Annotated in this window: 24 protein-coding genes; 2 read left to right on the top strand and 22 right to left on the bottom strand. The window is 46.9% G+C overall.

Features of this window, described 5'->3' with window-relative positions; genetic code table 11:
- Positions 1-31: 31 nt before the first annotated feature.
- Positions 32-1288, bottom strand: coding sequence for a stage II sporulation protein P (gene spoIIP, locus J2Z66_RS21675; RefSeq protein WP_209974261.1), 1257 nt, complete (start codon positions 1286-1288; stop codon positions 32-34).
- Between the two features lie 149 nt (positions 1289-1437).
- Positions 1438-2436, bottom strand: a complete 999-nt coding sequence (gene gpr, locus J2Z66_RS21680) for a GPR endopeptidase (RefSeq protein WP_209974262.1) — start codon at positions 2434-2436, stop codon at positions 1438-1440.
- Between the two features lie 218 nt (positions 2437-2654).
- Here gpr and rpsT point away from each other — a divergent pair, with 218 nt between their 5' ends.
- Complete coding sequence (rpsT, locus tag J2Z66_RS21685) at positions 2655-2927, top strand: 30S ribosomal protein S20 (protein WP_209974263.1); 273 nt, start codon at positions 2655-2657, stop codon at positions 2925-2927.
- Between the two features lie 114 nt (positions 2928-3041).
- Here the strand turns inward: rpsT and holA are convergent, their stop codons facing one another.
- The 7 genes from holA to J2Z66_RS43870 form a co-directional block, all read right to left on the bottom strand.
- Positions 3042-4061 carry a DNA polymerase III subunit delta gene (gene holA / locus J2Z66_RS21690; protein WP_209974265.1) on the bottom strand — a complete coding sequence of 340 codons (1020 nt, stop codon included), beginning with the start codon at positions 4059-4061 and terminating at the stop codon, positions 3042-3044.
- Positions 4062-4244: 183 nt separating this feature from the next.
- The gene (locus J2Z66_RS21695) at positions 4245-5540 is read right to left on the bottom strand and encodes an anti-sigma factor family protein (protein WP_209974267.1); all 1296 of its coding nucleotides are present in this window, start codon (positions 5538-5540) and stop codon (positions 4245-4247) included.
- Positions 5537-6085 (bottom strand): RNA polymerase sigma factor, encoded by a 549-nt coding sequence (locus J2Z66_RS21700; RefSeq protein WP_209974268.1) that lies wholly within the window; start codon positions 6083-6085, stop codon positions 5537-5539. The genes J2Z66_RS21695 and J2Z66_RS21700 overlap by 4 nt, the downstream gene beginning before the upstream one ends.
- Before the next feature lie 416 nt (positions 6086-6501).
- On the bottom strand, positions 6502-9003 hold the full coding sequence (locus tag J2Z66_RS21705) for a DNA internalization-related competence protein ComEC/Rec2 (protein WP_245375721.1): 2502 nt from the start codon (positions 9001-9003) through the stop codon (positions 6502-6504).
- Between the two features lie 140 nt (positions 9004-9143).
- A complete protein-coding gene (locus J2Z66_RS21710; protein ID WP_209974270.1) occupies positions 9144-9656 on the bottom strand; it encodes a deoxycytidylate deaminase in 513 nt (170 codons plus the stop codon).
- 12 nt (positions 9657-9668) lie between these two features.
- On the bottom strand, positions 9669-10961 hold the full coding sequence (locus tag J2Z66_RS21715; protein ID WP_209974272.1) for a homocysteine synthase: 1293 nt from the start codon (positions 10959-10961) through the stop codon (positions 9669-9671).
- 72 nt (positions 10962-11033) lie between these two features.
- Positions 11034-11639, bottom strand: coding sequence for a ComEA family DNA-binding protein (locus J2Z66_RS43870; protein WP_209974274.1), 606 nt, complete (start codon positions 11637-11639; stop codon positions 11034-11036).
- Positions 11640-11823: 184 nt separating this feature from the next.
- Here J2Z66_RS43870 and comER point away from each other — a divergent pair, with 184 nt between their 5' ends.
- Positions 11824-12651, top strand: a complete 828-nt coding sequence (gene comER / locus J2Z66_RS21725) for a late competence protein ComER (RefSeq protein ID WP_209974276.1) — start codon at positions 11824-11826, stop codon at positions 12649-12651.
- A gap of 36 nt (positions 12652-12687) precedes the next feature.
- On the opposite strand, the gene leuS is transcribed toward comER, so the two are convergent.
- The 13 genes from leuS to J2Z66_RS21790 form a co-directional block, all read right to left on the bottom strand.
- Positions 12688-15147 (bottom strand): leucine--tRNA ligase, encoded by a 2460-nt coding sequence (gene leuS, locus J2Z66_RS21730; protein ID WP_209974277.1) that lies wholly within the window; start codon positions 15145-15147, stop codon positions 12688-12690.
- Between the two features lie 294 nt (positions 15148-15441).
- Complete coding sequence (locus J2Z66_RS21735; RefSeq protein ID WP_209974279.1) at positions 15442-16203, bottom strand: class I SAM-dependent DNA methyltransferase; 762 nt, start codon at positions 16201-16203, stop codon at positions 15442-15444.
- A 19-nt stretch (positions 16204-16222) separates the two neighbouring features.
- Positions 16223-17248: a CvfB family protein gene (locus tag J2Z66_RS21740; RefSeq protein WP_209974281.1), complete on the bottom strand. Its 1026-nt coding sequence runs from the start codon at positions 17246-17248 to the stop codon at positions 16223-16225.
- Positions 17245-17592: a ribosome silencing factor gene (gene rsfS, locus J2Z66_RS21745; protein WP_209974283.1), complete on the bottom strand. Its 348-nt coding sequence runs from the start codon at positions 17590-17592 to the stop codon at positions 17245-17247. Before rsfS ends, J2Z66_RS21740 begins: the two co-directional genes overlap by 4 nt.
- 70 nt (positions 17593-17662) lie before the next feature.
- Complete coding sequence (gene yqeK / locus J2Z66_RS21750) at positions 17663-18244, bottom strand: bis(5'-nucleosyl)-tetraphosphatase (symmetrical) YqeK (protein ID WP_209974285.1); 582 nt, start codon at positions 18242-18244, stop codon at positions 17663-17665.
- Positions 18234-18821, bottom strand: coding sequence for a nicotinate-nucleotide adenylyltransferase (locus J2Z66_RS21755; protein WP_209974288.1), 588 nt, complete (start codon positions 18819-18821; stop codon positions 18234-18236). Before J2Z66_RS21755 ends, yqeK begins: the two co-directional genes overlap by 11 nt.
- A 47-nt stretch (positions 18822-18868) precedes the next feature.
- Positions 18869-19162, bottom strand: a complete 294-nt coding sequence (yhbY, locus tag J2Z66_RS21760) for a ribosome assembly RNA-binding protein YhbY (RefSeq protein ID WP_209974290.1) — start codon at positions 19160-19162, stop codon at positions 18869-18871.
- Between the two features lie 17 nt (positions 19163-19179).
- Positions 19180-20046 carry a shikimate dehydrogenase gene (locus J2Z66_RS21765; protein WP_209974292.1) on the bottom strand — a complete coding sequence of 289 codons (867 nt, stop codon included), beginning with the start codon at positions 20044-20046 and terminating at the stop codon, positions 19180-19182.
- 17 nt (positions 20047-20063) lie between these two features.
- Positions 20064-21179 carry a ribosome biogenesis GTPase YqeH gene (yqeH, locus tag J2Z66_RS21770; protein WP_209974294.1) on the bottom strand — a complete coding sequence of 372 codons (1116 nt, stop codon included), beginning with the start codon at positions 21177-21179 and terminating at the stop codon, positions 20064-20066.
- Positions 21180-21209: 30 nt separating this feature from the next.
- Positions 21210-21704, bottom strand: coding sequence for a YqeG family HAD IIIA-type phosphatase (locus tag J2Z66_RS21775; protein WP_209974296.1), 495 nt, complete (start codon positions 21702-21704; stop codon positions 21210-21212).
- Positions 21705-21840: 136 nt separating this feature from the next.
- Positions 21841-24075, bottom strand: coding sequence for a transglutaminase TgpA family protein (locus tag J2Z66_RS21780; protein ID WP_209974298.1), 2235 nt, complete (start codon positions 24073-24075; stop codon positions 21841-21843).
- The gene (locus J2Z66_RS21785; RefSeq protein WP_312894693.1) at positions 24059-25333 is read right to left on the bottom strand and encodes a DUF58 domain-containing protein; all 1275 of its coding nucleotides are present in this window, start codon (positions 25331-25333) and stop codon (positions 24059-24061) included. Before J2Z66_RS21785 ends, J2Z66_RS21780 begins: the two co-directional genes overlap by 17 nt.
- 5 nt (positions 25334-25338) lie before the next feature.
- Positions 25339-26298 (bottom strand): AAA family ATPase, encoded by a 960-nt coding sequence (locus tag J2Z66_RS21790; RefSeq protein WP_209974300.1) that lies wholly within the window; start codon positions 26296-26298, stop codon positions 25339-25341.
- Between the last annotated feature and the right edge of the window lie 384 nt (positions 26299-26682).

A 26682-nucleotide genomic window follows, 5' to 3' on the forward strand; every position in this document is an offset into this window, starting at 1 on the left:
CCTCCCTTTTAGTTTGACTATCGTGCCGCTATTATTTGCCTGCAGTTACTGGTGCATTGACCTTCTTTGCATTTAATATAACTTCGGAGATTGCATCAGCCAGCCAGTCGGTCGTCCTGTAGCACTCCTCCAACGTGTTATAGGGCCCGCCAATCTCTATCAGGATATTATTCGGTGACATATTCTGATTGTACAGGCCATTACCTTCAGTTTCAGTCTTGGCATGAATCCCTTTCGATATGCCTGGATGCTTCTCTTCAAGAATTTGATGAATTTTGTTGGCGAATTCCTCATTCTTTTTCCAGTCCGGATTTTTACCTCCGATAATGAAATACACCTGGGCGTAATCCTTGTTATCAATCGTCACCGTTGTCCGTTTGCGAACAGAAGAGTCGCGGTGAATATCAAAGTAATAATTCAAATCGGGATGTGCGGCCATGGCCTCCTGCAAGGTTGTACGTGAATATTTATAGGAAAAAGGATATTTAAAGCCCTTTACTACGTTCGGATATACAGTATTGGAGTGGACCGCCCCTATGCCTACCTTTTCCAAATTTTCTGCCAGTCGCTTGCCAACCTGAATGACATTAATCTTATCGCTATAAGCTTCATCGGGCTCCGTGATTCCTTTCAGCTCAGGCAAGTACGATTCATTGCTATGTGTCTGATAAACGAAAGCGACATTATTTCCGGCTGTTTTTAAAGGCTTGGATGCCGGCGCCGGTGTTGGTGCTGCCGAAGAATCAGGTGTCAGAGGCTGCGGATCGGTCTGTCCATTTGACCCAGGAGCAGGGTCAGGCTCTGGATTTGTGGAACCGTTATTGGTTTGTACAGCCTCGGGAGCTGGCACCAAATCAACGGGCTCACTTGGATTATCCGCTTTACTGCTTCTTAGAACCGTAGTATTATTCATTTTCATGCCCGGCACTTCACTGGCGACCAGGCTCTTGGGATCCTGGGGATTTATATCCGTGACCATTTGAAAGGCGAAATGAAATATGTTTTGCTGGGAGAAAGTGAATTTTTGTGATTTGCTATTTAAGTGAGGAACTTCCATGCCCAGCATATCCATAAAAAACACGTTAGATACGGAAGCGGCCAGTCCCTTCATTGAGGATACGGGTGAGGTCGTCAACTCTTTAGCTTGCAAATAAGTACCGATGCCCAACAGCATAAAAAAAAGTAAAGAAGCTGTACTAAGTAAGACGAAGGTTCTCCCGACCGCTCCGATGCTCTGAAACGTTCTGCGGATATGGCTGAGATTCAGTGTGGCGGATGTCCTTTTCATTTGCGATTCCTCCTAATCTATCTTACTTAACTCTATGAACAGCTAAGGATCGATAGAACCAAAAACACTAGAAACATGTTGCTAGCAACATGCTATAGAAGGAAAAAAAGCCCCAGTGCGAAGAATATCGCTACTAGGGCTTGTCTTGATTAATGTGTGTAGGCTGCTACATTCGTTTTATCTACGGCTTCATGCAGAGCTGCGTTTAATCCACTAGCGATAACATTGGCTATATCTTCTATAAACTGATCTATCTCCTTAGGTGTTACGAGTAAATCATGACCTAGCGGGTCCAGCACTTCTTTAACGAGCTGCAGCCGTTCCTCTTCCTGCATACTGTCCAAAAGACCAAGAATTTGCCCCGTTTGGCTAGTCTGCTCCTGAAAATGCCGATGCATCAAGTCTATGCAATTGTTGACGATCGTTGAAGCATAAACGACTGTAGGAACTCCAATAGCAATAACAGGAACACCCAGTGTTTCTTGTGTCAATCCTTTACGTTTGTTGCCAATACCTGATCCAGGATGGATACCGGTATTCGAAATTTGGATGGTTGTATTTACCCTCTCCAGTGACTTTGAAGCCAAAGCATCAATGGCGATCACAAGATCCGGATTCGACTTCTCGACAATTCCTTGTACGATTTCGCTGCTCTCTATACCTGTTGTGCCCAGTACTCCCGGGGCGACAGCACTCACTGGCCGGTATCCCGGTCCAACATCGTCAGGCACCAGCTCAAAGTAATGCCTGGTTACCATCACATTTTCGACTACAAGGGGTCCTAACGCATCTGGCGTTACATTCCAGTTCCCCAAACCGATAATAAGTACTTTAGCAAGCTTTGGGATACCCAGTTCCTCGAGAAAAAGCGCGAACTCTTGAGCAAGCTTCGTTGCTACCCGATTTTGCAGACTGCTGTCCTTCTGCCTGAGTGCGGGCACCTCCAGCGTAATGTAGTGGCCTGGAAGCTTATTTATCGCTCGCGAGCCTTCCTCGTTCATAACATGAATTTTTGTCACTCTGATCCCGTTTTCCCTGCTGCTTTCAGAAATAACTCCCGGAATTGATTGTCCCTGGTTGGCGGCTTCAGCCAGCTCCCGCGCTTCCAAGGCCAGATCCGTTCTCACGGTGTATAGGCTTAAATCCATATCTGAACCCCTTTCTTGCGGCAATAGCCTTATTGTGCGATGAACTCCGCTCTCTTATGCAGGGCTCATCCCCCCTCTCCCTAAAACGCAATTACAGGAAACCAGTCCTGAAAGATCCCGAAAGATCCTTGCATTTTCCTATATGTCATGGTAAAATACTTAAAGTTGTCAGCGAAAGTAACGTTGAACGTGTTTTATGAAGTAGGAGGTGAATCGTCATGCCAAATATCAAATCCGCTATCAAAAGAGTAAAGGTCAGCGAAAAGCGTCGTCTTCGCAACGCCTCTCAGAAGTCTTCACTGCGTACAGCTGTGAAAGCCTTTGAAACTACCGTTGCTGGTAAAAATGCAGATTCCGCCAAAGAAGCTTTAGTATTTGCTTCCAAGAAATTGGACAAAGCAGCTTCCAAAGGTTTAATCCATAAAAATGCCGCTAACCGCAAGAAATCCCGCCTGGCTAAAAGGCTAAATGCACTTTCGGCTCAAGCCTAATCACTAACGAACATAATCGACAAAAGTCCACTCTCTTAAAGAGAATGGACTTTTTTACATTTCTGCAACTTCAGCTCTGTCTTGAGCCTGCAACCTGCTTAAGCAAAAAAAAGCCTAAGCAGCAAGCTTAAGCAGGAAAAGCTCCAGACCCAGCACTTTATCAATGCGCCCGCTTTTCATCTGGAAATCCAGATCGGCCAGCTGCGCTATGATTTGCCCCAACTTGGCGTTATCATATTTTTTCGCCTGACCTTCTGCTATTTTGACAGCAAAAGGATGGAGACCAATCTGCGAAGCTATCTGCGCATGTGAATAGCCTTGTCGGACCAGCTCCTTCACCTGCCAAATAATCCGAAACTGTCTGGCGATCAGCATCAAAATTTTTATTGGCTCTTCTCTCTGCATGAAAAGATCCTCAAGAATCACAAAAGCTCTTTCCAGGCGCAGCTGGACGATATCCTCAATAAGAATAAATACATTCTGCTCTGTGCTGCGGGCCACCAGCTGATCAACCACTTCGCAGGATGCCACACCGGATTCTCCGACATACAAGGAAATCTTTTCTATTTCCGCAGATAAAGCCTGCAGGTCGCCGCCCGTATACAAAATAATTTGCTCCAACGCTTCGTTCGAAAAGGAGAACCCCAAGTTCTGCGCCTGCTTGTACACCCAGGTCTGCAGCTCCTCCGGGTTCAAGGAGAGAAATGGGAGCGCGGCATCCCGGTCCTTCAGCAATTTCACTATTTTTTTGCGTTCATCCAGCTTATCGGCATCCACCGTAAATACAATAACCGTATAATCCACCGGCGATTTGAGATAATCCAGCAGCTTGTCGATTGGCTGTTCGATCTTAGTACGTTCTTTAGCGCCCGTAAAAAATAAAGCATTCGAAGCAATAATCAGCTTTCTTGGCACCATAAAAGGCAGTGTCTCTGCATCCTCCAGCACAGAATCAAGGCTGGTTTCCGACAGATCAAATTTGCTTACAGCAAATTCCCTTTGCTCCGGCTCTATCAATGAATCGGATAATGCTTGTATAAACGCCCTTCTTCTATACTTTTCCGGACCATAGCACAAATATACCGGCTCCGGCTTCCCGGCTTGTATGTTTTTCAAAGCTTTCTTCGGATCCATTAGTCGCCACCTCACCTACATCTTACCAACAAGAAAGGGACTTCGTCAAAATCAAATGATTTTGGACGAAATCCCCTTACTTTATTTAAACACCAGAGATAAGGCTCTAGAAACCTCGCGCTGATGATTGTAATACGGGAGCATTCACTAACAAGTGATATATGATAAGATATGCTCCAGTTTTCATTTGGTGCTTGAACTTTTATTTATTACAATCTCTGTTTTGCTGGCCGTATCGATTTGAAAACTCTGACTGGTTTGATTGCTGCTGACCTGGTAGGTTAGCTTGCCATCTTCCGACCATTCCACCAGAGTAATGCCCTCGCCTTCCTTCCAAACCCGCTCTGAGGAGAAAATCACCTCTGCTGTAGCCGCATCTTTAATCGTAACATGATGCTGTTCTATAGCGGCCAAATATTTATCATCCTTGGATTTCAAAGTTTCCTCAGGCATCAAAGAAGTGATCGCAGAGAAAGAAGGTTGCTTGACGCCTGCTTCATTTTTATACGCCTCACCACCAAGGCTTTTCTCTGTTGAAACTGACGGTGGAGCTGCGCCCGAAGTTAAAGGCTCATCATTCGCTTTATCACTCTGTATATTGGGGTCCTCTACATTCGAGGCCTCCATATCAGAGGGTTGGTCTGCAGATGTCCCGGTTGGAGAGGCACCAGGTGCAGTGGGAGCCCCCCCATTACTCGTTGCTCCTACAGCAGGTGCATCTTTCTTAATTTCTTTGTTAATTTCCCGATTCTCGCCTTTGTTCTTATCACCTTTGTTCTTATCATCTGTTCCCCGGGTTGGAGTAGCCGTTTGTTCTTCTACCTCCGGCTTCTCAGTAACCTCTAATTTATTCTGTAACTCTTTGTCGTTCTCTGCACCTGCAGCCGGGCTGGCAGAAGCAGATCCCTTCTGATCCTGGGCTTTCATATCACCGGACAAAGGAGCGTTCTCCTCTACCTTAGCTGAAAAGCTGTTGGCATTTCCTCCGGCACTATCGCTCGCACCCTCTGAGGTTGTTTCCATTTGGGTGCTCTTTGACTGAATCAAATCAAACGCTGAATCAGACAAAGGATTCTTCGGATTGTAAATAGCAAACCCCAGTACAAGCCCTGCGGCAACAACACCACTTACCAGCTTCCAGGAAATTTGCGATCCAAAACGTCGTCGTGTTCGAGGATTGGGTTGAGGCTGTTGATTGGCCGGGATTGTCTTAGAGCTTTGAGTACTTTCTTGACCAGAGCCTGCAATAACTTGCCTATCGATTTCACCTAGCTTGGGCAGAATAGCATCTACCAGGCTATAAGCAGGAACTACTTTCGGTAAGTTCGTCAGCTCGTCAGACAACATCTTCAACCGTTCAAATATTTCAGCACATTCCTTACAATACGCAATATGAGCAGATAGCTGTTCATGTTCCTGCGCATTCAAATCATCGTCCAGTTGTCTTTGCATTAGCTCCATCACCTCTTGGCAATTCATCCCCGAACACCTCCCTTCTGATATTCTTGGAGTAATGTTTGCAGCTGCTGTCTAGCTCTAAAGAGGTAGGATTTCACCGTATTCAGAGGTAAATCAAGTGATTCGGCAATTTCGTGATACGAAAAATCTTGAAGATAACGAAGAACCACTACAGAACGATGGTGATCCGGCAGTTTATCAATCGCCTCGCGAATGTCTTGAGCCAAATATCCGTCCATAATCTCATTCTCGACATTTTGGGACGAAGTGAAACTGAGCTCATGCTCATCAATGGAAATGGTTGGCTTCGTTTTACGAAATTTATCGATACAAATGTTAGTGACAATACGCTGCACCCACGTTTTAAAAAGCGCCTTCTCTTCGTAGGAGTTAATTTTGGTATAGATACGAATAAGCGCTTCTTGAGAAGCATCCATAGCATCCTGCTCGTTCCCCAAAATATAAAAAGCCGTACGATAGACGTGAGTTTCAATTTCTCGCAACAGGGTAATGAGAGCATCTCGATCACCGGTTTGAGCGTTTCTTACCAGTTCGGGCGCTACCACTGGGATCCCTCCCTCTTGCAACCTTACAGACGGCACTGCCGCAAATAATGTTGCACTCATATAGTAAAATACTTCTGTAATACATAATCTATAATAGAATAGCAAAAAAATATGCTCCAGTATATATATGAATCATAACTGCAAAAAACGATTCACACAAGAAATGACCTGTTAATCTCCTTTTAAGTAGACGACTGACAACCAAAAAAGTTTCATATAAACAAATTCCTTTCTTTGTCACCCGCCCCCTTCCGTGCGTCATACGTGATGATCAGCTAAATATTAATTTTTTATGAAATCTCGTGAGCTCAAAAAAAACGACTACTCCTCATTGTAACCCTGTGAATTCAAGGCATATAGTACTATGTTTTCCTAGTACCTTAGTAATTCAGAAACTATAAAAAATGCATTATTTCTCAGTCCAGCTTTGTCCGCTCATATAAGATACCGCTCTTTACCTTTATTTGCACCTCTCCCATTTGGTCCGTACGGTAAATGACCATATCCTGCTGTTCTAACCGCTGCAACACTTCAAGCGATGGATGCCCATAGCTGTTCGTCTCTCCCACAGAGATAACCGCAAGGCGAGGCTTCCAATAGTTAATCCATTCCTGTGTACTGGAGGTTTTGCTCCCATGGTGGGCCACCTTCAAAACATCAATTGGCGCAAATGTATTGTCCATGGTTAAAGACTCCAGCACATTTGCCTCCGTAGTTTTTTCCATATCACCTGTAAACAGCCACGTTGTTCCATCCATATGTAATAGAAAAACCAGGGATTGATTATTTTGTTCCTTCTCAAGCCTGATAGAAGCCTCTTTATTTGGAAACGGATAAAGAAATTGAAGGTTTGTTTTCGAGTCCACAGTTATAGTCTTGACTTGATTAGGGGACATAAGAGGAATATTACGTTCCAGCGCTGTACGAAACAATTGTTCCATCGCTTGATTCGATTTATAAGTACCGTTAAACCAAAACTGCTTAACAGGTATTTGCTCCAGAACCGCCTGCAAACCTCCGCTGTGATCAGCATCCTGATGCGTTAAAATAACCATATCCAGCTGATGTACCCCCCGCTTTTTCAGGATCGGTACGAGCAGCTTTCGGCCAACTTCATAAGGGTTCTTCCGGTCCTTCCATTCTTCTCCCGGTTTGCGAAAGCTTAGTGTCCCCCCTCCATCAATTAGGATGTGCTTCCCCTCTGGTGTACGGATCAATATTCCGTCTCCTTGGCCCACATCAATAAATTGCACAGTACCTGCCTGATTCCAGCGCTCAGGTGTATACCCGATCCACAAAAGCAACATCAGACTGGCCAGAGAAAGAGTAAGACCTATTGATAATAACCGCGGCTTCAAGGACACTTGCATCAGTTGATCAGCTTCCTTACTGCTTCTTCTTTTTTCTAATAGCATGTAAAGGAGAATGAACAATAAATAATAGGCAGCCATCCAAAGCAAGCTTGGTGAAGGCCAAATGGTTTGAAAAAGGCGAAACTGCTGCAAATACGCAGTAAGCGCAAATATCATATCGTTCAGACCGGATATAAGCCAGCCGATGCTTCTGCCGAAAGGGATATAAATAAGTCCCAGTACCAGAGCAGCAATACCTGAGGGAAATACAACCATACTAATGAGTGGAACCAAAGCCATATTGGCCGCCCATGAAAGCAGCGAAAATTGATTGAAATAATAGATGGAGACAGGAAATGAAATAAGCTGAGAAACTATAGTGATGGACAAGGAATTTTTCAATGCGGGGGAAGCAATAGGGAGCAGCTTGTTTACTCTGGGAATTCCGACAATAAGGCCTAAAGTTACGAGGAAAGAAAGCTGGAAGCTGACATCAAGCAGATAATACGGATTCCAGAGCAGCATTAGCCAGGCGACAATTGCCGTTAAATGAAGGGCATCTTTCAAGAGGCCTTTTCTTGCCGCAAATAAAGCGATCATGGCCATCATTCCTGCGCGTACAATGGAAGGCGATGCTCCGGTAATTAGGATGTAGCAAGGCAGCAGAGCAATTGCCAGCAGTAAATAAGTTTCCTTGGTCACTCTGAGCCTGCGCATGAACCAGATGAAAACACCAAGGAAAACCGCAACATTCAGCCCTGATATAGCCAAAATATGGGTTAACCCCAAATTGGAAAATTGCTGAAAGCGCTCTGCATCCAGATCGTCCTGCAGGCCGATCAGAAGCGCCTTCATAAACCCGGCATGCTCCCCCGGAAAAATGCTGTTCATGCGTTTGTCCAGGGCGCTGCGCAGCCCGTCATTCCAGCGCAGCAGCTGGCCGATGCTGAAGCGCAGCGGTGTCGTCTCGACCTGCACCTGATCTGCTCCTTTGGCTGTCATCAGCCAATGTGTGCGGTGCAGGCGCAAGTAGCGGCGGTAATCAAAGCCGCCGAAGTTGCGGGCTGGCGAGGGGCTGCGCAGCGTGCCCTGCAGCGTCAGGGCGTCGCCCCGACGCCAGCCCGCCGCTAGCGCCTGCTCCTCTTCACGGAGCAGGCGCAGCGAAACCTGGACGCGTTCGCCCCGCATGGGGAACGCGTCCTTGCCTTCGAAGCGGATGGATTCCGCTTCAAGGGCAAAGCTGGCCCTGTCGCCATCGACGGCGACAGGGCCGGCCAGCCGGCCGCGCAGGCCTGCGCCGCTGCCGGAGAGCTCTTGCTCTTGCGCGAGCGGGAGCAGGACGGTAACATTGCGCTGGTCATGCCACTCATAATATCCCATGGATATGAGGACCAGCAGCAATGCGCAGACCGGCAGCCTGCCCGGCAGCCGGAAAACCATAAACAGCACTGCTGCACCTGCAAACAGCAGGCTCGAAAATAAGGATAACCACGGCAAGCTTACATATAACGCAAGCACATTCCCAGTTATCCACAAGCAAACCAAGAGTACAATGGGTCGCTTCAAGTCACCCCTCCTATCTTTCTTTGGGTATTTTTTTGCTTAATGCCTTTCCAACCCCAGCGCAAAAAAAAGCACCTTCCCCCGCTGCAGCTCGCATGCGGAAAAAGGTGCTCCCTTTTTACTGATTTAATATTCGGTTCAGCTTAATTACTAACTTCCATTATCACGCCATGAGGCGGCTCGTAAGCCTCCATACAGCGAAAGATCATGCCCCGGTGTGTCATTAAATCGATAACCTTGTCACTATCCTTTGGATATGCCCGATGGTAGACAATTTCCGTGATGCCGCTGTTAGCCAGCATATTGGCACAGGTCCAGCAGGGCTGGTCAGTTACATAAACCGTAGACCCTTCCCGATCCTCACGATCCGTGAACAACAGAAGATTCTGCTCCGCATGTATAGTTCGAATACAGCGCTGCTTGCGCACAAGCTCTTCTTTGCCGTCCTGCAGCTTCAGCTCAATTTCCTCTACAAGCATACAGCCAGCTTCCAGACAGTCAGGAATGCCCATAGGCGCACCGTTGTAGGCTGTTCCCAAGAGCTTCTTCCCTTGTACCAGTACGGCACCAACATGTCTGCGGCTGCACTGTGAGCGTGTCGAGGCCATATAAGCGATATCCATAAAATAAGTGTCCCAATCTTTGCGGCTTGTCATCGATTTCCTCCGTTAGTTTTGACTAGCTTGAATAGCTTGCTCGAGATCGAAGAGAATGTCTTCGATTCCTTCTGTTCCAATCGATAGACGAATTAAGCCAGGTGTTACGCCAGCTGAAAGCTGCTCCTGCTCTTTAAGCTGCAGATGCGTAGTGCTCGCAGGATGAATGATCAACGATTTGGAATCTCCAACATTGGCCAGATGTGAAAGCAGCTTAACAGCATTGATAAGCTTGCGTCCCGCCTCAAGACCGCCGCGGATTTCGAAAGTCAGGATCGCTCCCTGACCTTTAGGTAAGTAGTGCTGCGCCAGTCCAAAGGATGGGTGGCTCTTAAGACCAGCATAGCTTACCCATTCTACGGATTCGTGTTTCTCCAGAAATTCTGCAACCTGCTTGGCATTAGAGCAATGGCGCTCCATTCTCAAATGCAGCGTTTCAAGCCCTTGCAGCAGCAAGAACGAGTTAAATGGCGAAATCGAAGCTCCCATATCACGTAGCAGCTGCACGCGCGCTTTAATAATATATGCAACCGGACCAACAGCATCCGTATAGACTACACCATTGTAGCTTGGATCCGGCTCAGTAAGGCCGGGGAATTTACCGCTGGCCTTCCAATCGAACTTGCCGCCATCTACGATGATGCCTCCAATTGAAGTTCCATGCCCGCCAATAAATTTCGTGGCAGAATGAACAACGATATCGGCTCCATGCTCAATTGGACGAAGCAAATAAGGGCTTGGGAATGTATTGTCCACAATTAACGGAAGGCCATGCTCATGGGCAATCGCTGCGACAGCTTCTATATCGAGCACATCGCCTTTGGGATTGCCAATGGATTCAGCAAAAACGGCTTTTGTTTTATCGTTAATAGCTGCCCGGAAATTTTCCGGATTGGATGAATCAACAAAACGAACAGTGATCCCAAGCTTGGAGAGCGTCGTAGAAAATAAATTGTAAGTGCCTCCGTATAAAGTAGATGCGGATACAATTTCATCACCCGCTCCAGCAATATTAAGAATCGAATATGTAATGGCAGCTTGACCTGAAGCCGTAGCAAGCGCCGCCAATCCGCCTTCCAGTGCGGCTACCCTTTTCTCAAGCACATCGGTGGTTGGGTTCATGATGCGGGTATAAATATTGCCAAATTCCTTCAATGCGAATAAATCTGCGGCATGATCCGTATCACGAAAGCCGTAAGAAGTAGTTTGGTACAGCGGTACTGCCCGTGACATCGTGGTTGGATCAATTTCCTGTCCTGCATGTACAGCTAAAGTATCAAGAGATAATTTACGATCTTCAGACATCTTTTAACATTCCTCCTAGGTATATAACTTCCTTGTTATTTTCTCATAATTTCTAGCAAATAGAAAGCATTCTTACTGATTTTCAACATAGACATAAGGGATAAGCTTGGCAAGCATTTTGGGCCCAATGCCTTTTACTTCGATCAATTGCTCAACATTCTTAAAACTTCCTTGCTGAAGGCGGTAGGCGAGAATGGCTTTGGCTTTACTCTCCCCGATTCCGGGAAGATCATCCAACTGCTCTAGGGTTGCTGCGTTCAGATCAAGCCTGTCTTCTTCCTTTTTATTCGCACTGTCTTCCTTATTAGTACTGTTCATTCCTGATGCCGTGGACTGAGGAGCTGCGGTATTCGGCTGGGCAGACGCTTTGGCTGCAGGTGTTCCTGCAGTAAATTCATCTGGAGGAGCGCTCGACTTATTCTCAGCAGGAACAACGAGCTTTAGCTCGGACTTTGGATTGGGATTGGGATTGGGATTGGCATTGGCATTGGATGCTTTATTCTGCACCGAATTTTTTGACGTCTGATCAATCAGCTGGCTCATCTGTTCGTTGACTGGGGAAAATCCCATTGCGGATTCGTATCCACCCTGCCCGAACTGCCGCACAAGAACAAATATCAGCAGGACCGAAATGGCAGCAAGCAGAAATGGAACTCCTTTTTTTGTTATTAAATTCACAAATTCCCTCCTTTTGTAGGTCTATTTCAGATCGCCCCTGCATATACATGAGGAAGCTAGATTACTTTAATTGTTTATTCATAAGGGTCATAAAGTATTTTGATTACAATTCCAGCTGCATGTAAGCAAACACAAATAACGCAGCAGATTCCAAGGATGACTGAACTTTTCTGGGAGGGATTTCATGAAGGCGGGATTTATCGGCACTGGCAGCATGGGGAGTATACTTATTGAATCATTTATTCATTCGGGTGCGCTGTTACCGGATCAAATTATCGCCGGCAACCGTACGATCAGCAAAGTCGAAGAGCTTGCACATAAATATCAAGGGCTGCAAATAGCCCAATCCAACATAGAGGTCGTGCATGGAAGTGAGATCATTTTTCTTTGTATAAAGCCTAATGAGTACAAAAAAGTGATTGACGATATTCAAAATGAGGTGCTTCCGCATCAAATCGTGGTATCCATTACGAGTTCGATCTTGCTCAAGCATTTGCAGCAGCTGCTTCCAGCCAAAATCAGCAAGGCGATTCCAAGCATTACAAATTTCGTCTTAAGCGGAGTTACCTTATGTATGCATGGAGACCGCATGCAGCCGGAGGATCAGGAGCTCCTTGAGCATCTCTTTGCGAACATCAGTTCACCAATTCGTGTCTCCGAGGAGCACACTCGAATTAGCTCTGATCTATCCAGCTGCGGTCCCGCTTTTCTTGCTAATGTCATTCAATGCTTTATTGACGCCGCGGTAGCAGAAACAGGAATTTCTGCTGAAGAAGCAACATTCCTTGCCAGTGAAATGGCGCTTGGAACAGGAAAGCTGCTGACAACCGGAGGCTTCAGCCCTTCTACTCTTCAGCGGCGCGTATGCGTGCCGGGAGGTATCACAGCAGAAGGAATACGCATCATGAATGAGAATTTATCAGGCATGTTTAACAAGGTCATTCAAGCCACTCACGCTAAATATGAAGAGGATTTGGAAAAAGCAGAGCTGCTGTTTGCAGCTAAGCTTTAACCCCCCAGCCTATCCGGCAGTATGAACCGACTTTCATCAACCAACTACAATGTTCACCAATTTCCCTTTAACGACAATGACCTTGCGAACGGCTTTTCCAGCGCTCGCTTCTTTTACTTTGTCCAAGCCAAGCGCCAGCTCCTGCATCTCAGCTTCCTCGGTGTCTTTGGAAATCAATGCTCTATCGACGATTTTACCATTTACTTGAACGACGATTTCGATTTCATTATCTACTGTCCAAGCCTCATCATATTGTGGCCAAGGAACATAGGAAATGGATCCGCTGCCGCCAAGCTTTTCCCAAAGCTCTTCAGCCAAATGAGGTGCAATGGGTGACAGCATCTGTACAAAGTTTTTCATTGCTTCCAGTGGCAGGCGCTCCGTTTTGTAAGCTTCGTTGACGAAAATCATCAATTGGCTGATAGACGTATTGAACCGTAGAGCTTCATAGTCTTCGGTTATTTTCTTGATTGTCCGGTGCCATGTACGCTTGAAGGCTTCACTGCCCAATGTCTCATCACTGCTGATTTTGTCATGGACATTTCCATTCTCATCAACAAACAATCTCCAAACACGATTTAAGAAACGATAAATCCCTTCCACGCCCGTAGCATTCCACGGCTTGGTCGCTTCCAGCGGTCCCATGAACATTTCGTACATCCGCAGTGTATCCGCCCCGAACTCATTGACAATTTCATCGGGATTAATAACATTGCCGCGTGATTTACTCATCTTCTCCATGTTCTCACCGAGAATCATGCCTTGATTGACAAGCTTGTGGAACGGCTCCTTCGTAGCTACAACACCGAGGTCGTAAAGAACCTTATGCCAAAAGCGTGCATACAGCAGATGAAGCACCGCATGCTCAGCCCCACCAATATACAAATCTACTGGCAGCCACTGCTGCTGCTTCTCCGAGGAGCAAAGCTCCTTATCATTATGCGGGTCGATGAAACGCAGGTAATACCAGCAGCTTCCTGCCCATTGCGGCATTGTATTCGTTTCACGGCGAGCTTTCAGGCCAGTTTCCGCATCTATGGTGTTGATCCAGTCAGTTACATTAGCAAGCGGTGACTCCCCTGTACCCGAAGGCTTGATTTCATCCACCTCTGGCAAAAGCAGCGGAAGCTGATCCTCAGGAACAGTCTTCATCGTTCCGTCTTCCAGATGAATAATCGGAATCGGCTCTCCCCAATATCTTTGCCGGCTGAACAACCAGTCTCTGAGACGGTATGTGATTTTACCGCGGCCTTTCCCCTGCTTCTCCAGCCATTCAATCATAACGGCTATAGCCTGCTCATTGTGCAGTCCATCAAGCAGTCCTGAATTCGTATGGGCTCCGTCCCCGGAGAAAGCTTCCACCTCAGCATTGCCGCCCTGCACAACCTCAATGATCGGCAGATCAAATTGCTTCGCGAATTCCCAGTCACGCTGGTCATGGCCAGGCACAGCCATAATAGCTCCAGTACCATAACCGCCAAGCACGTAATCAGCAATCCAAATTGGCACCTTTGCACCATTTACCGGATTGATCGCATAAGTGCCCGTAAACACGCCGGATTTATCCTTCGCTAAATCTGTACGTTCCAAATCACTCTTGCGCGCTGCTTTTACCTGATAATCACTAACAGCCGCTGCCTGCTCTGGTGTCGTAATACGGCTTACCAGCTCCAGCTCCGGAGCAAGCACACAATAGGTCGCTCCGAACAGCGTATCAGGACGGGTAGTGAAAACAGTCAGAGAAGCTCCGCCTTGTCCTTCGATCTCAAACTGCACCTCAGCACCCTTGGACTTGCCGATCCAGTTGCGCTGCATATCCTTAATGCTCTCGGACCAATCAAGCTCCTCAAGATCTTCTAACAAACGCTCTGCATATTCGGTAATTCTCAGTATCCACTGGCGCATCGGCTTGCGGACAACGGGGTGGTTGCCGCGCTCACTAAGTCCGTTAATTACTTCTTCATTGGCAAGCACCGTGCCCAGAGCAGGACACCAGTTCACCGGAATTTCATCGACATAAGCGAGACCTTTGTTATAAAGCTGGATAAAAATCCATTGTGTCCATTTGTAATACTCAGGGTCCGTAGTACTGATTTCACGATCCCAATCATACGAAAAGCCGAGAGATTTAATTTGTCTGCGGAAATTGTTAATGTTCTTGACCGTAATTTCGCGCGGATGCTGGCCCGTATCAAGTGCATGCTGCTCTGCAGGCAAACCGAAAGCGTCCCAGCCCATAGGGTGGAGCACGTTATATCCCTTCATCCGCTTGAAGCGTGACAAAATATCACTAGCCGTATAGCCTTCAGGATGGCCTACATGCAGCCCCGTTCCAGAAGGATAAGGGAACATATCCAGTGCATAGAATTTGGGCTGATCTGTGTTTTCTGCAACTTTGAATGTTTTGTTCGCATCCCAATAAGCTTGCCACTTGGGCTCAATCGTTAGCGGGTTATAACCCAGCTGTTCCTTGGTTTCTTTTACTTCCTGTGACATTGATCCATTCCTCCTAAATTGACGCCAAGGTAAACGCTGCCGCTCTTTGCGGGCAGAAGCATTTGCCTAGAAATATAATGGTTGATATGTTCAGATATTTTAAAAAAACCTCCCATCGCTAGCGGATATCGCTAGGGACGAGAGGTCTGTTTCCCGTAGTACCACCCTAGTTAACACGCGGCATGCTTCGCCTGTGTTCACTCTGACCCTTAACGCGGGCGAAACGATCCGGCAATCGCCATGTGATTTCTTTTGATTATATGTAAAAAAAGACCGCATTGTCAAGTCGCAAATCTACTTGCGCGCCGCAAAAAAAGCCCGCTCACTAGCCCCTGTGGGCATTTGCCAGTGAAAATCAGCAGCCGTCCGGACCTCGCTAAAGCCAACCTCATACAATTGCTCCTCCAGCCATTTCAGTGGATATGCACGCTGTATGTGATGTTCTTCAATTCGGCGAAACGTACCAGCGGCAGCAGCATCTTTGACAAAAATCGTCAGCGCATGCTCAATTTCCATCCTGTCTTCATCCCATTCGGAAGTCCAGATGTAGGCAACATCCTCCTCGTTCAGAAAAAAAGGCTGTGATTCGGCATAAGCCTCAAGCTGCCGCGGCGTGTGCACATCAAAGAGAAAAACGCCTCCAGGCTTCAAGCCCTGATAGGTTTGACGGAGAGCCTCCAGAATATCTTGTTCTTCCAGCAAATAATTCATACTGTCGCAATAGCAGATAACAGCATCGACGGGCTCTGCCAGCTCCCACTCCCTAATATCCTGCTGTACCCAGCTGAGAGATCCGCTCTTAGGCCCTGGAGGCTGTCCATCCGCCTTATGCCGGGCAACCGCCAGCATATCCTCCGAAAGATCAATGCCTGTTACAGCAAGCCCTTCCAGCGATAAGGGGATCGCTAAATTGCCAGTCCCGCATCCAAGGTCGACTACCGATGCAGGCTGAAAGCCAAATTGGCTCCAGCCCTCTTTGGTGAAGCGGAGCCATTCCTCGTATGGCATCCCTTCCATCAATCGATCGTAAGTGTAAGCAAATTGTTGATAGCTCATAATTGCGATAGCTCCATCCCTAGCTTTCTTGCTTAGGAGCTTCTTGCGAAGCACCCTTTAGATCATCTTGCTGCGCTTCTCCTGAGTTCCCCTCTGAGGCTTCCGGCGAAGTCTTAAGCGAATTGTCTTGTGAATTATTTGGCGAAGCCTCCTGCGCGGATTCTTCCTCACGCTTCAGGTAACTCCAGTTTTCTTTCTGCACGATCAAGCCTTCTTTCATCAGCTTGCCAAGCGCTCTTTTGAAAGCCGCTTTACTCATGCTGAAACGGCTTGCAATTACATCTGCAGGAGTTTGATCAGAATAAGGCATAGCCCCGCCTGGACGCTCTTGTAGAAACTTCAGAATACGCTCGGAGTCTTCATCACGCCCCTGTTCCTTGAAAGGACGCATGGACAGGTTTACTCTGCCGTCATCCTCACGAACAAAGGTAACCCGCACCTTTACCCGTTCTCCAACGCGCAGCAGGCTGGTTCTCTCGGAAGCTGCGATCAGACCGATCACCCCAAAACCGAGTACGCCTGCATCACATACAACAAATGTGCCTATTTGCAGCGGCTTATAAACTCTGGCTTCCAGCCATAGGTTTTTCCAGCTGGAGGGGGCACGCACACAAAGAGGAGCAAGCTCCTCCTCGCCAGCCAGCTTGGCGATTAAACGCCCTTGACGGTCATGCGTCAAATATACAAATATATGGTCACCAACCTTGGGACGGAGCTCCTCCAGCTCAGGAACATGCTTATACGGCAGCAGCAAGTGGCGGCCAAGGCCCATTTCCAGAAAATAACCAAACCGTGGATGGACATCCACCACTTCAAGCAGCCCAACCTCACCAAGAACAAGAAGCGGACATTTCATCGTGGCAACCAGTCTATCCTGCGTATCAAAATAAAGGAAAACCTCTACCTTATCACCCGGCTGTACCGTATTCACTACTTCTCCGTAAGGAAGCAGCACGTCTTGTTTGCCATCTGTCAGGAAAAATCCGTTTGGAGAAACTTCCCTGGCAATTTTCAGGCTTACTAGAGCTCCTGCTTCCATACTCATACGCGTTCCACAACCTTGGCATCAGACCATAGTCGCTCAATATTATAATACTCCCGCTCATCCCTGTGAAACACATGCATCACAACATCACCCAGATCAAGCAGTACCCATCTTGCTTTATCAATGCCTTCAAAGCCTCTGATCCGCACGCCATGCTCCTGTGCTTTCTTTCTCGCTTCCGAGGCAATTGCTTGTACCTGTGTTTCCGAATTCCCGTGACAGATGACGAAATAATCGGCAATCAGAGAAATTCCCTGCAGATTCAGCGTGACAACATTCATCGCTTTTTTGTCTTCCGCAGCATCAACTACCAAATCCATTATGGCGTTCGGACTTAAACTCATACTTCGATTCCAGCTCCTTTTATTCTATATTCATTTTTTCTTCGTTCATTGTCTTCGTTCATGTCATCATTCATTTCTTCTCTTCTAAAGCTTTGCCATCTTCCAGCAATTTATTGCGGGTAAGCACCGTTAAAGGAAAAATTCGTTTGCCCTTACTGAGCAGAAAGCCAATTGTAGAATCAAAGCCGGCGATCAGCGCTTTATCCAGACTCTTTTCAGCCAGCTTGCGAATAGTATCTACTTCCGGAAAATGACGCCCGGGCTCGATATAATCGGCCAGGCATACTACCTTATCCAGAAGTGTCATCCGCTCTCTTCCTGAGGTATGGTAGCGGATGGCATCCAGCACTTCTTCATCCTCAATCCCAAACTGCGTCTTGGCCATATAAGCTCCGGCATGTGCATGCCACAGTTCCTTATCGAAATCCAGTACATCCTGGGATAAATGGTGGTCCTTTATCAGCTGCGCTTGCTGCTGAACCGGCCAGTTTTTACAATAATCATGCAGCAGCGCGGCTAAATCCGCTTTCACTGGATCAGCTCCATAACGATGGGCAAGCTGTACGGCCATATCCATAACTCCCAGTGTATGTATCCAGCGTTTCTCCGGCATATTTGCCTTTACAGCTTCCATTAGCTGCTCACGGTCCATATAATCGATTCACCTCTATATAATCATACACGCGTTCAGGCACCAAATAACGAATGGAGCCTTCCCTGGAGCGTTCTTCACGAATAGCACTAGAGGATATTTCCACAAGAGGCATATCCACCATCTTCACATGGTTTCTCATGGAAAGCGGAAGCGTGTCCTTCTTCAGATCATAGCCTGGTCTTCCAAGTCCAATAAAACGGATTTTGCGGACGATTTCATCAATGCGATGCCATTTGGGCAAGTATTCAACCATATCGCCACCGATGATGTACAAGAACTCCTTATCCGGATGTTGATTGCACAAGTAGTTAATAGTATCTATGCTGTAGGATATGCCGCCCTTTTTGATTTCGATATCTGTAGCATGAAAATGTGGATTGCCTTCCAACGCTCTGTTCACCATATCCCAGCGCTGCAGTGTTGTGGCCTTGGGCGCGTCTGGTTTGTGCGGGGAATGGTAGGTCGGCATAAACCACACCTCATCTAGCCCTTCAGCCACTCGTGCCCGTTCCGCTACGATCAAATGACCTGTATGAATTGGGTCAAAGGTTCCTCCCATAATGCCAACAAGCATACGACCACCTCACCGATTTTGTTTAAGCCTTGTCCCTAATCTTGTCCCTAATTAGGAAGCTGGATTTTCTTCTGATCGCGTGATTCCTTATACAGCACGATAATCTTGCCGATTACCTGCACAAGCTCCGCCTTGGACTTCTCTGCAAGCTGTGTGCCAACTTCCTTGCGGTCTTCCCCGCTGTTGTTAAGCACCGTAACTTTAATAAGCTCTCTCACTTCCAGGGCTTCTTCAATATGACGTATTAAATGATTGTTAACCCCGCCCTTACCCACTTGAAAAATTGGATCCAGATGGTGTGCCAATGAACGTAAATATCTGGTTTGCTTGCCTGTTAACATAATCTTTCCCTCTATTCTTAGTCTTCTAAGGATTGTTCCACGACCTGTCTCATGATTGCAGTAGGAGCGGGTGTTCCTGTCCAGTATTCAAAACCGTAAGCACCCTGGTAAATTAACATGCCCAATCCGCCATGAATGACAGCGCCGCGCGCCTCCGCTTCCTTCAAAAAACGGGTGATACGCGGGTTATAAATCAAATCGCTAACCACATGGTTGTTATTGATCAATTCACTTACTAATGGCAATTCAGAAACATGGGGATGCATCCCTAGTGATGTAGTATTTACTATAACGTCCGCTTCTTCTATGATTCTATCAAGCTCTTCATTATCCATTCCTATGCCTACCGATTGCGCAAATGCATCAATAGATGAAGCTAACTGAATCGCTTTATCCTGTGTACGGTTAGCAATCGTAATCCGACTAACTCCAGCTTTCGCAAAAGCGTAGGCTACACCTCTCGATGCGCCTCCCGCTCCAAGCATCAGCACACGCTTACCTTCAAGACGTATGCCTGTCTCCTCTTGAAGTGAACGGACGTAGCCGATCCCATCCGTGTTAAAGCCGGTTAGCTTACCGTTGTCGTTCACAATCGTATTGACAGCGCCGATGATCCTGGCCCCTTCATCAATTTCGTCCAGATACTGCATAACTTCGACTTTATGCGGGATGGTTACATTAACTCCACGAAAGCCTAACGCACGTATGCTGTTTACAGCATCCTTGAGTCCTTCGGGCTTTACATGAAAAGCCACATAAGCCGCATTGATTCCGCATTCCAGAAAAGCGCGATTCATCATAAGTGGTGACCGGGAATGCCGGACCGGATCACCGAATATGCCATATAACGTTGTGTGGCTGTCAAGACTCCGTGTATTTTCCAAAGTATCTCCAACTCCGATCAAATCAATGATTCTCTGATTGCAACCTTAACTCCCTTTGGAGCATGGATGGCTAGTTCAGCTCCCAAGTCGCTGTTGATTTTAATCCACCCGAGTCCAGATATTTGCACATCAAGGACTTTCCCTTTGGGAATATGAATCGGATGCTTCGCCAGCTTAGGCAAGTTCTCCAGCTCTTCCAGATTCGGCGGGTTCAAAAGCACACCTTTGTGATCAGCGTATAACTGATCTGCACGCTCCAGCTTCGTACGATGAATTTCTATCGCATTGGAGAGATAGCAGGTAAACGATTGACGAGGCCCCTGAATAAAATCAAATCTGGCTAAAGCCCCGAAAAACAGTGTCTGGCCTTCATTAAGCTGAAACACAATCGGTTTTATCGGTTTATCCGGCATTAAGCGGGTCAAGTCACGTTTGGAGACCAGCTCCGTCAAACGGTGCTCATAAACGATTCCTGGTGTATCTACAATAAACTTCCCGTCATCAAGCGGAATTTTCACGAGATCCAGCGTCGTTCCCGGATATTGCGAGGTCGTAAGCTCGGCTTCCAAATCGCTGAAATCAGCAATTAAGCGGTTGATCAATGTGGACTTTCCTACATTCGTTGCTCCTACAACATAAATATCACGGTTGCCGCGATGCTGTTGCAATGATTGAATTACGCGATCAAAGCCCTGGTTTTTCTTAGCACTGCAAAGCACAACATCAACAACTCTTAATCCGTGCTCTTTTGCCTGGCGCTGTATCCAATTGATCAATCTGTTTAGATTCGTGACTTTTGGCAGCAAATCTATTTTGTTGACTACTAGCAGAATCGGATTATTCCCGACAAACCGGGCCAGACCGCTGATCATGCTTCCCTCAAAATCGAATATATCGACAATGTTGATCACCAGTGCATTCGTTTGCCCAACATGACCAAGAAGCTTCAGGAAATCATCCTGTTTCAACGTAATACTCGATGATTCATTATAATGCTTAATACGGTAGCAACGCTGACAAATTACAGGTTCCTTATTAAAAGCCTCCGCCGGCACATAACCAAGCTTGCCCGGATCTTCCAGCTGAAGCTGTACGCCACAGCCAGCACAATACATTGTTTCTTCTTTACTCATGAATCCTCCCGAAAACCCTAATGTAAATCATTATTTTTTCATCCAAGACAAGGCAAGCTTCTCAATACGGCGGTTTACCTTCGTAAAAAAGCCTTCATCCAGTACAGATATAGGCTGTACCAGTATCGTAAACAAGCCCATTCTATTGCCGCCAAGCACATCAGTCAGCATCTGATCCCCAACGACAGCGGTTTGCTTGACACCTGTGCCCAGCAGTTGTAAAGCTCTGTGGAACGAAACGTTTGTAGGCTTCTTAGCCCTGAAAATAAACGGGATGCGCAGCGGTTCCGCAAAAGTGGACACCCTCACCCGATGATTATTCGAAACGATCACCACTTTAAAGCCAAGCTGCTCCAGATGCTTCAACCATTCTATCAGCTCAGGAGTAGCATGTGGATCCTTAGCGCCTACCAGCGTATTGTCAAGATCGGTAATAATCCCCCGTATACCTGAGTTCCACAGCTGCTGGGCATCAATATCGTAAATTGTACTTACGGAAAGTTTCGGTACCAGCTTTTGCAACAAAACAGCTTCCCTCCAAATGTTCCTCGATATATACGAAACTATACCATGTTGTCCTTTCTGTTGCAAAAGGCTTTTGATTGACACACCATGCACAACAGACAAGAAATCACCCATCAATGACGAGTGATTCCTCTTATTATTTCATTTGTGTCCGCAATTTATGAATGGTCTCGTTAAGGCTCATATAATCGGTTTCCGACGCCGCGGCCTTGCTGTATTTGGCTTTCTCGAAAAGCTTCAGCACCGTTTCCAGATCAGATTTCATCCCGTTGCTTTGCACACTCCATCTGGCAATAGCTTCACGGATCGTCTCATGCTCTTGGCGCAGATACCCTTTACGTTTACCATGTCGCAGCAGTCTTTCAAATTCAATAATCATTTTCTGGTTAAAGTTAGTCACCTGGTTTCTTCTTGCTTTATTCCGCCATCCTGTCAGCCAGCCAAATTTAAATGCCGCAAATAATCCGGCGAGCAAAAGAACAAGAACTGCACCAAGCACTGTAAACAGTCCAAAAGAAGAAGATGACGATTCTTCTACAACAGGCGCAGCAACCGGGGTAGCGGCAGGCACATCCTCAGGAACTGGAGTTACAGGGGCTGTTTCTTGCTGCACTGGAGCAGCCGGAAGCGCAAAACCCGCAGTAGGCTCAAACGGGATCCAGCCCCAGCCTTCAAAATACACTTCAACCCATGAATGCGCATCTGAATTACGTATGGTGTACACGCCTGGTCCGTCAGGATCCTGGCTCAGCAAGCCGCCATTGCCTGGCACATCAGGCCTCATCGCTATTTGTCCGGAGGAATACCCTTTTACCCAGCGTGCCGGGATACCGATAGTTCGCGCCATAACAACCATCGCTGTAGAAAAATAGTCGCAGTATCCTTCTTTGATTTCAAATAAAAAGCGGTCCACGAAGTCTTTGCTTACACCTTTACTGACATCTGGTTCATTGGTATAAGAAAAATTTTGACGCAAATACTGTTCGAGCTCTTTGACTTTATCGTATGGATTATCAGCATTCTGAGACAGCTGCATAGCAAGCTGCTGTATGCGCAGCGGAAGATCCTCGGGGAGCTGGAGATATTCTTCCCATTCCACTTGGTTTGAGTAATTGGCTGTCGTTTGGCGCAGCGCCTCTTCGTCTACAACAGGCTGCTGCGATAAGACTGAATACTGCCTGGGATAGTTTTTCTTTGCAACGAAGCGCAGCTCCGATTGTCTGGGCGACCATCTTAAAAAATCGAAGCCAATAGTAAATTCATTGACGGTCAGAATTTTTTGTAAGGAGAAGCCCGCAAACAAAACCGGATAGGTCTCTTCATTGTTCATTACAACCGTCTGTTTCACTTCCTTTGTCTTAAGTTCAGACAAGTTAAATCTGGGATCTGCCGGCAAATTGCCATCTTCAACAGAGCTCAATGGGAGCCGTTTTTCCGTAGCGCTAGGCTCCCAACCCGATTCATTGTAGAAAGATCGGGTCTCTCCACGGAAATAAGTTCTGCTGTCCGAATCGACTGTCATGACTGGGGTGTAATCAAATCTAAAGCTCCCCCCCAACTCCCGGTCATCTCTACTGTAGCCTGAGGATGTATTCGAGGAGGACGGGAATGTCACTGAAGAGCCTTTCCCCGCCATATTAACAGACTCTCCCCTGCTTACCTTCCATGCTGTATAAGGATCTGTAAGCACGGGATTCATCGAAGGAACAAGCGCCCCGACTAGTATTGTCGCTGCTATGAGCAGGATGATTGGAATGCCTATAGAGGTGGGATACTTCGCCAGCTTCTCCCAGCTCTTCGGTGCGCGATTTTTCAGCTCTGAGAAATGTCTGACGATCAGCAGCGAAAAGCCGCAAAATAAAATCATGGACACCTGCGGCCATAACGATAGCATACTGAATGAATCACGAATAGCAAAAAACAAAACGCTCATTAGAATCATAAGATAAATTCTCGATTTTGTTTGTGCCATCCAGATGGCTCCAAGATACACCAGCCAGGCAGATAAGCTAAACCAAATAAAAGGCTCAAATTGCAAATAGTTAGCAGCGACAGACTGTTTAAATCCGGCTAGCGTGCGAAATTGAAGGCCGTTAAAATGAAGACCGAACAGGCGCATCTGTACGATGACAACCAGAATAAACTGCAAAATACTGCGGTATGTCCAGTGCAGACGGGGAATAAAAAAAGTAAGCCCCACCCAAAAAAGCGTCCACTTTACTAATCGTACAGTCTCAATTAACCATATGACCTCTTCTTTCACGATCCAACTCACATATTGAAGCAGGAATACTCCTACAAGCAGTGCTGTTAGCCTTGATGACCAGCCCGAGTTCAACCATCCCTTCCAAGGCTTATTTTCGATAGGCATATCGCTTCGCTCCTCCCAGTACATCAGGCAGATCAGTCAAATTAGACAGCTCATAGCCCATATAACCCTGTGAACGAATTTTTTTGATCCATTCCTCTGGAGCATTCTCTGCCGGTCGCTCTTGGCTGGAATTGATGCAGATATGGCAAGGATTCAGTTGTCTTTCATGCAGCCAATTCAGAATTTGCAGCATGCCCGTTCCCTTTTGCGGAGAAATAAGAACGAAGAAACTGCCCGGCGGAAGCTGGCGCGACCGCTCCTTGACAATCTGAAACAGCGGGTAACTCCCATCAGCCTCTACATGAACCAAATGCTTCATAATTTGCTTATGGTGATTTTGACCCTGCTTCGGCTCCACATACACCGCGTCCGTACCTACGGTTAGAAGCCCTAGTGCAAGCTCGCGGCTTACACCGTACCGGAACAAGGACGCCGCCACAGATACCGCCAGCTCAAACTGACCTGAGTCCATGTAGGACTGCGAGGAGCGGTCCAGCATCAAAACCGTTTTGGGCAAGGACTCCCGTTCGAATTCCTTCGATTTCCAGGTTCCCGTTCTGGCTGTGGCATTCCAGTGAATTCTGGATAAACGGTCGCCGTATATATACTCTCTTACGCCATTGATTTGTGTCGTTTCACGATGCGCCCGTGTTGTGATGGAATGATGCTGCATGCCATTAAGCATTTGATGAAACTGCAGCCAGTCTTTAATCGCAACGGTTTGTGGTAGAACAGATAGCTGCTGGGGGAGCTCCAAGCGCCCCCTGTGCTGAAACAAGCCGAATACATCCTCGGTCGCGCATTCTGTGATACCGAATGTATATACCCCTCTTTTAAGCGGGGATGTGAGATAAGTCAGTTCCCCTCTACGTCTCCAATCGGGTACGAGAGAGCCTTCAAACACAGTTTCTTCACCGTTCTGACGAATGAGCCTGTCCTTGACCATAACGTAAGGAACTGGCCAAACGCCTGGAATTTGCAGCTGCAGCTGCACCTGGAGGGATTGTCCCGCATCAAGCCGGACTTCCTGCTCAGCATTGGCAAGCGTTCTCACCCCTTGGGCTCGCTTAATTCCGCTCCAATTGCCGAGCACCAGATACACGGACAGAATGGCCACTATGGTAAACAACATCGTAGCAAGCTTCCCGCCTTGAAACAAAAGAAAGAAAAAGCTAAATACAAAAACAGCCAGCACATACCAAAAAGCCTTTTGAACACGGGGGCGATCCCCCATTCTTTTCAAAAACGCTTCGTTCACCAGCCTCACTTCTCCAATCGGACCGGCACACGCACCTGCTCAAAAATCGATCGCAGCACGGAGGTGACGGACGCCCCGTCCAATCGGGCTTCGGAATGTAAGAGTATCCTGTGCCCAAGGACAAAAGGAGCTAGATATTTAATATCATCAGGTATAACATAATCCCTTCCGCTTAAAAATGCGAAGGCCTTAGAGGCAAGCACCAAAGACAGCGTGGCCCTTGGGCTTGCTCCCAGAAATACGGAGGAGTGCTCACGCGTGAACCTGGTAATAGAAACCAGATAGGCCGCTACCGCCTCATCGATATGGATATCTCTTACTTGGCTCTGCATATCGAGCACCCCTGCTGTATCCAGCACCGGCTCAAGCAGGTTCAGAGGATGGACTTTACTTTGTGAAAATATCATCCGCTGCTCGGTTACTTCGTCCGGATACCCAAGACTTAGCTTCATCATGAAACGATCCAGCTGCGCCTCTGGCAGCATATATGTACCTTCAAAATCAATCGGGTTCTGCGTTGCCAGCATCAGAAAAGGTGATGGCAGCTCATGGAGCTCGCCGTCTACAGTAATGTGACTCTCTTCCATAGCTTCTAGAAGAGCGGACTGCGTCTTGGTTGTAGCACGGTTTATTTCATCAACGAGTAAAATATTTGTCATGATTGGACCCGGTCTGAATATAAATCTCTCATCCTTCGGGTGATAGATAGAAACACCGGTTATATCTGTAGGGAGCAAATCGGGATTACATTGAATTCTACGAAATTGTCCCTGAATGGAGCTTGCCAGTGCTTTGATAAGTACTGTTTTTCCCGTGCCTGGAACATCCTCCAGCAGGACATGTCCTCCGGCCAGCATCGCTGTTAGCAAAAGCGTAATTTCGTCGCCTTTTCCGAGAATGCAAGATTCTAAATTGGCTTTTAACTTACCGAGAACCGCTACATGATTCTGTGCTAAAACTTCCATAGTCTCTGATCCTCCTTAAAGCTTCCCCGCAGGAAAACTATCTTCGTAAGCCTCTGCCTTTAATTATGGCCTATTACTAGTTTACAAGAATCCAAATAATTCGTATACTTCCAATTCATCTAAATTTATTTGTAAAATAAACCATTCAGCAAAAAGCCCTATTCTTATAGACGTATCAGCCGTGGTTTGAGTTGCGTAAAAATAGCATTTGATTAAAAATATTTCATACTGATGAGAAAGACGCCTTGCGGGCGTCCTTTGAGGTATGTGTTCATAATGTTGGTGGTTCGGGGAGGGAATGGCTGTGGGCTCCAGCCGCTGTTAAAGATTTGTTCCCTTGAATGGTATACATGAGGAGGTAGGAACAAATCTTTAAAGGCGGAC

This window comes from Paenibacillus eucommiae (assembly GCF_017874215.1).
Lineage (GTDB): Bacteria > Bacillota > Bacilli > Paenibacillales > NBRC-103111 > Paenibacillus_AI > Paenibacillus_AI eucommiae.